General features: G+C 69.0%; 4 protein-coding genes. 2 read left to right on the forward strand and 2 right to left on the reverse strand.

The features are described 5' to 3' along the window. Both G3O00_RS42310 and G3O00_RS42315 read left to right on the forward strand, forming a co-directional pair. Positions 1–211, forward strand: a 211-nt coding sequence (locus tag G3O00_RS42310; RefSeq protein ID WP_241025609.1) for a PfkB family carbohydrate kinase, incomplete at its 5' end; no start/stop codon positions are given. A gap of 101 nt (positions 212–312) precedes the next feature. Beyond that, entirely contained in the window at positions 313–534 is a 222-nt protein-coding gene (locus tag G3O00_RS42315) for a hypothetical protein (RefSeq protein WP_011353424.1), read from the forward strand. Between the two features lie 51 nt (positions 535–585). On the opposite strand, the gene G3O00_RS42320 is transcribed toward G3O00_RS42315, so the two are convergent. Both G3O00_RS42320 and G3O00_RS42325 read right to left on the reverse strand, forming a co-directional pair. Further along, a complete protein-coding gene (locus G3O00_RS42320; protein WP_011353425.1) occupies positions 586–780 on the reverse strand; it encodes a DUF2905 domain-containing protein in 195 nt (64 codons plus the stop codon). A 10-nt stretch (positions 781–790) separates the two neighbouring features. Further along, a partial coding sequence (locus G3O00_RS42325) for an SAM-dependent methyltransferase (protein WP_206146560.1) occupies positions 791–1,670 on the reverse strand: 880 nt, incomplete at its 5' end.

Genomic DNA, 1,670 nt, shown 5'->3' on the forward strand with positions numbered 1-1,670 from the left:
TGAAGCCAGCCCGCCGCGCGTCGAGGTGGCCGACACGGTCGGCGCGGGCGACGCGTCGATCGGCGGCATGCTGTTCAGCCTGATGGCCGCGCCGCAGCGAACGTGGCGCGAACATCTCGTGTTCGCGCTGGCAGCGGGCGCCGCGGCGTGCCGGCATACGGGCGCGCACGCGCCCACGCTCGACGAGGTCGTCGCACTGATCGAACGGTGATGGAGAAGACGGCGACCGGACACCGTTCGGTCACCGATAAGCCGCGCTGTACATGCTGCGCCGCAGTGCTACGATGAAGTGTCCTTTTGCGGGAGAGCACGATGGACACCAACACGTTCACGAAGGGCATCTACACGGCCAAGGCGCATACCCAGCATGCGGGCAACGGGCAGTTCCAGGGTTACGTGATCCTCGCGCGGGACGACGGGGACGACACCGAGAACACGCGCTACGACGTCCACTCGACGAGCCCCAGCGAGGAAGAAGCGTTCGACGAGGCAAAAGCGCTCGCGCACCGGATCCTCGGCGAAATCGAGCTGTAACGCGCCGCCATTCAGGCGCGGCTCAGGGCCTGTTCACGCAAATAACGGGCCCTAGAGCAGCCGCGCCACCATCGACAGCAGCATCGTCAGCACCAGCGTCGACATGAACGGGAACGGGTAGCGTCGCCCGCCGAGCGTCAGCGTGACGTCGCCCGGCATCCGCCCGATGCCGAGCTTGCCGAGCCACGGCCAGCAGCGCGTCAGGATCATCACCGCGACGAACGTCGTCATCAGCCAGCGCAGCATGTCGGCTCCGTCAGAGTGCGTGCGAGCGGTCGCCGCGCGCAAACGCGTCGAGCGTGCCGTCGATGCCGCGCGAGAACGCGATCACCTTGAACAGCTCGCCCATCTCGGCTTCGGAGATCAGCTTCTGCACCGCGTTCGCGGCCGGCAGGAACGCGTGGATGTCCGACGGATCGATCGCGGCCAGCGCGTCGGTGATGCCCGCGTTCAGCAGGAAACGCGCCTGCGACGTATAGCCGAGCAGGTCGGCGCCGGTCGCGACGGCCGCGTCGTAGATGCCGGTGAATTCGACGTGAGCGGTAATGTCCTGAAGCCCCGGGTACAGGAACGGATCGTCGTGCGCGTGGTGGCGGTAGTGGCACATCAGCGTGCCGCGGTCGCGCTGCGGGTGGTAGTACTCGTGCGCGGGAAAGCCGTAGTCGACCAGCAGCACCGCGCCGCGCCCGAGCATCGTGCAGACGGTGCGCGTGAACGCCAGCGCGGCCTCGTGCGTCTCGGTCACGTAGCCATCCGCCGCATCGTCAAGACCCGCGAGCACCGGCGGCAGGCCGGCCGGCGCCGCCGCGCGGTCTTCGAACACGAACGCCTGCTGCGCGTCGAGCGCGACGCCGCGCTCCTGCCATCCGCCACCCGCCTTCGCGAACAGGCGCACGGGCATCGCATCGAGCACCTCGTTGCCGACGACGACGCCGTCGAACCGCTCGGGCAGCCCGTCGAGCCAGCGCACCTTCGCGGCGAGCGCCGGTGCGGCGGCCGTGATCGTGTCGCGCTGCCGCTCGCGCAGTTCGCCGGACAGGTCGACGATCAGGTATTCGTCGAGTTCGGCGCCCAGTGCGTCGAGCGCCGCGAGCAGCCCGGCCGCGAGCTTGCCGGTACCGGCGCCGAATTCCATC

Origin of the sequence: Burkholderia sp. Ac-20384, assembly GCF_017104605.1 — a bacterium.
Lineage (GTDB): Bacteria > Pseudomonadota > Gammaproteobacteria > Burkholderiales > Burkholderiaceae > Burkholderia > Burkholderia lata.

Coding starts and splice junctions, on each gene's coding strand:
- G3O00_RS42320 (WP_011353425.1), bottom strand. CDS start 780: ATGCTGCGCTGGCTGATGACGACGTTCGTCGCGGTGATGATCCTGACG.
- G3O00_RS42315 (WP_011353424.1), top strand. CDS start 313: ATGGACACCAACACGTTCACGAAGGGCATCTACACGGCCAAGGCGCAT.